Annotated in this window: 5 protein-coding genes; all 5 read left to right on the top strand. The window is 40.7% G+C overall.

The features are described 5' to 3' along the window. Positions 1 to 2 precede the first annotated feature (2 nt). The 5 genes from FC30_RS07870 to FC30_RS07890 are packed head-to-tail and all read left to right on the top strand — an operon-like array spanning position 3 to position 3177. Entirely contained in the window at positions 3 to 371 is a 369-nt protein-coding gene (locus FC30_RS07870) for a hypothetical protein (protein ID WP_056938501.1), read from the top strand. Positions 372 to 373: 2 nt separating this feature from the next. Further along, positions 374 to 616, top strand: a complete 243-nt coding sequence (locus FC30_RS07875; RefSeq protein WP_010689686.1) for a hypothetical protein — start codon at positions 374 to 376, stop codon at positions 614 to 616. Positions 617 to 635: 19 nt separating this feature from the next. After that, positions 636 to 986: a hypothetical protein gene (locus FC30_RS07880; RefSeq protein ID WP_010689688.1), complete on the top strand. Its 351-nt coding sequence runs from the start codon at positions 636 to 638 to the stop codon at positions 984 to 986. Between the two features lie 2 nt (positions 987 to 988). Next, positions 989 to 1777: a bifunctional DNA primase/polymerase gene (locus FC30_RS07885; RefSeq protein WP_010689690.1), complete on the top strand. Its 789-nt coding sequence runs from the start codon at positions 989 to 991 to the stop codon at positions 1775 to 1777. Then, positions 1774 to 3177, top strand: coding sequence for a DNA primase family protein (locus tag FC30_RS07890; RefSeq protein WP_010689691.1), 1404 nt, complete (start codon positions 1774 to 1776; stop codon positions 3175 to 3177). The genes FC30_RS07885 and FC30_RS07890 overlap by 4 nt, the downstream gene beginning before the upstream one ends. Positions 3178 to 3740 lie beyond the last annotated feature (563 nt).

The raw sequence follows: 3740 nt of genomic DNA on the forward strand, positions 1-3740 counted from the left end.
AATTGACGAGATCGAACCTGGAGCGGATCAATACCATTTTAGAGAACGTCATAAGCGGTCAAGACGGGATCTACATCCCTAGGAGAGTAGAACGATCCGACAAACTGACATTTGAACAAAAAGAGTTGTACGGGCTTCTATGTATGCAGGCAGACACAACGGGCGTAGTTACTAACGGTGATCACTTGGTATATATCCTTGGTGCTTTGACTGCTGAAGTGGTCAAGGACTTGGAACGTTTGAAAAAGTTGGGATATATTGCGCCAGTGATCAAATCAATAGGCTTTTGCAAGTATGAAGTCACTTACTGGAATATTTTGAACATTGACGACGTAGAAAAAGTAAAAAGAAAGATGCTAAAGGAGGGCTAAGCATGTTAGAACAAATCAAATTGGACGCCTGCTACTTGTTTGAAGTAGAACGATCCGACCGGGACGGGGTCAAATACGCCCTAACAATGTATTTACTGATGATCGTATTGCTAACGCTGATCTTTGGCGTTGCTGGACTGGTTACACCGCTTGTCATTGAGTTGGTACGATCGAGAGAAAAGAAAAAGCCCGCTGGCACCCCTGCCAACGAGCTAAACCCAAAACACCCATTCAAAAATAAATGATGAACAGGAGTTATCTATTATGTTACAAGAAAACGCACAATTAAATCAAGACAAAATCACATCATTTGAACGATTAAAAGTAAGCTTGCGTAGTCTGATCGCAACTGATGACTTGGAACCGGAACAAGCACGCTCACTATTTAATGCTTATGGAGACAAGCTAAAGAATGACGATCCCAAATTATATAGCAAGCTTAGCGATATTGTTTTAGTTAACGCCGTTGTATACTCCCTTAAAAATAAGATCAAGCACGTACCGTTAGAGGCTTGCGAAGTTAAGGTTGCTCTTAAGTATTTCAGTAAACACCTAAGAGCGCACGAGCCGGAACTATATACGCAACTGATCGAACTAGATCGCAAGGAGGCCTAACAATGAGATCCAAGCAATACGCCTTAGAGTTGGCCAAACATGATTATAAAGTATTTCCCCTTGTTCCTAATACTAAACGACCGCTTAAGGATCGCAGCTATTTGACAGCTAGCAAGGATCCGCAAGAAATTTCCAACTGGTTCGATCACGAGCCAAACATTAACTTAGGTCTATCGCTTTCAGATAGCAATTTGATTGTTGTAGACATTGACAACCACAATAACAACGACATCAGAAGCATATTTCAGACGCTTAGTGATCAAGGCTATAAATTGCCTGCTGATACATATATCGAGCAAACGCCAAGCGGTGGCCTACATCTCTTTTATCGTGGCCAAGTAAGTAAGAAGCGTGTAACTAATTTCATCCCTAGCGTTGATCTATTGGCTGATTTTACAGTAATAGCGCCTAGCGTGATCAATGGTGATACTTACAGGAGTATTAATACTAACTACACATATAACACTATTCTAGATGCCCCTAACTGGCTATTAGACGCATTGAACGATAGACCAGTACAACAATATTCAAATAGCTTTAAACGAACTGGAAACGTTAAAAAATGGACTACTGGCAAGCGATTAGATGAAATAGTCGCAGGCGTTGACAGTGGCGGGCGTAATATGTGGCTGACAAAGCAAATTGGTTGGCTCATTGGTACAGGCGCAGAGCTTGCGACAGCCTACACGATCGCACAGCAGATAAACCGTGACTATATCAGACCACCGCTAAAAGATAGTGAAGTCAATGTAATTTTTAAAAGCATAGTAACGAGAGAGGTAAGAAAATGATCACTAACAGCGAAATGGAAGCATTTATCAAAGAAAAGCAAAAAGATATGAATGACCTGCAACAATTACCACCATATCTATACAAAAATAACAGAGGCGTAATTAAGATCATCCCCGTTAAATTGGGTCAAATGATCCTAGCAAACGATAAATATTTAAGGATCCAAAGCGGTGACGATCTCACATTATACCGATATAGTGAGAAAACAGGTTTGTGGGAAAAAATGACATTAGACAAGCTAAGAAGTGCGATCAGTGCCTTGGTGGTCGATTATTGGAGCAACAAGGAAGTATTAGAGACTGCTAAATACATATTAGATATTGCACCGGTCAAAGACGCAGCGGACACAATCGATAACGTGGACCCGTACCAAGTCCATTTTTTAAATGGTGTATTTGATCTAAGAACTGGCAAGATGAAACCGCATAGCCCGGATAATTACTTATTTCATGGTCGCAAGTATGCGATAAACACGCTAGACGGAGCAACACCGCTAACAGATGCTTGGTTAGAGGAAAGCCTAAGGGATGCTAAAACGTTCATTATGGAGTACATTGGCTTTTGCTTTTATAGATCTTATGAGAACCTGCAGAAGTTCGCTATCTTGCTATCAGAAGGCGGAGACGGTAAAAGCACCTTCTTTAATTGGTTACGTGACTTAGTAGGACCGGAGAACACTAGCACCGTACGACTAAGCGACTTAACTAACCCGGATAGCCGGTTTACCATTGCCCGCCTGCAATATAAGAATTTGAATTACTATGCTGACATTGGAGGCAATAGCATCAAAGAGCCCGCATTGATCAAAGGTATCACAGGTAACGACGCAATGGACGCAGAAAACAAAGGCGAGAACGCCAAAACGATACGACCATACGCCAAACAATTCTATGGAGCTAACCAGCTACCGAGCTTTAAAGATACGTCAAACGGCTTTGGTCGCCGTCCTTGTATCGTTGCTTTCCATTCTATCCCGGACTTTCAAGAACGCTATAACAAAAAGGCGTTATACGCTGAACAACCCGCATTCGTTTATAAATGCCTGCAAGAGTTCCGAAAGGTCTTAGAGCGTGGCTATTTCTCTGAAACCGAAGAAATGGACCGCTTACGCAGGGAGTGGCTAGGCGATAATAACATAGTGCAGGAATTTTTAGACGAGTGCTGTATCTTAGGATCAGAGCTATATACCAAGAAAGTATATCTATATGATGCCTACAAACGCTATTGTTTCGCTAACGGGTATAAAGCCTTGAGTAATCAGAAAGTCAGACGGGAATTAGAACGCCTTGGAATAATCTCTAAGGCAAAATTAGACAATGGAAAAACGATCAAAGCATACATCGGAGTAAAACTAAAACCAGGGACAAGCGAAGAGCTTTCAATCATGAAACTAGAATAAGTTACCGTTTTTAGGTAAATATTACCCGATATTACTTTTTAAAAATCGCTGTAACCATTGATATATATAATGTATTACCATTATTACTATTATTTTTAATATTAATATGAAATAAATAAATAATAAAAAAATATATTATAGGGTATAGGAAAGCTAAAAAACGTAATTTCGGTAATAACTCAATAGCCCCAAAGTGCACAGCTTACGCCCCGAAAGTAATCCGGGGTAATAATCACCCTAAAATCGTAATGCTGAACCCAAAACATCAAACAGACAGGAGCATTCAAACAATGAAACGGATCCCGAATAACTTGAACGATCTCAAAGAACAGATCAGAAAAGACAGTCAATCGCCCACACAACCACTGGAATATCTAAGGACATTGCACTAAACCGAACGCAAAGGGATGCGCTGGCTCAAATGCTGGCACATCCCTTTTTACATGTTGAAATGCTGAAAGGTTGGAAATGCGAGTGTAAAAAACCGGTGTAATCTGCAGAAATCGCAGCAAGGATCACGACGCCGGACGAAATATTTAATAAGTTCCTGCAAGTGTAACCAA

It is taken from the genome of Ligilactobacillus animalis KCTC 3501 = DSM 20602, from assembly GCF_001434535.1.
Taxonomy (GTDB): domain Bacteria; phylum Bacillota; class Bacilli; order Lactobacillales; family Lactobacillaceae; genus Ligilactobacillus; species Ligilactobacillus animalis.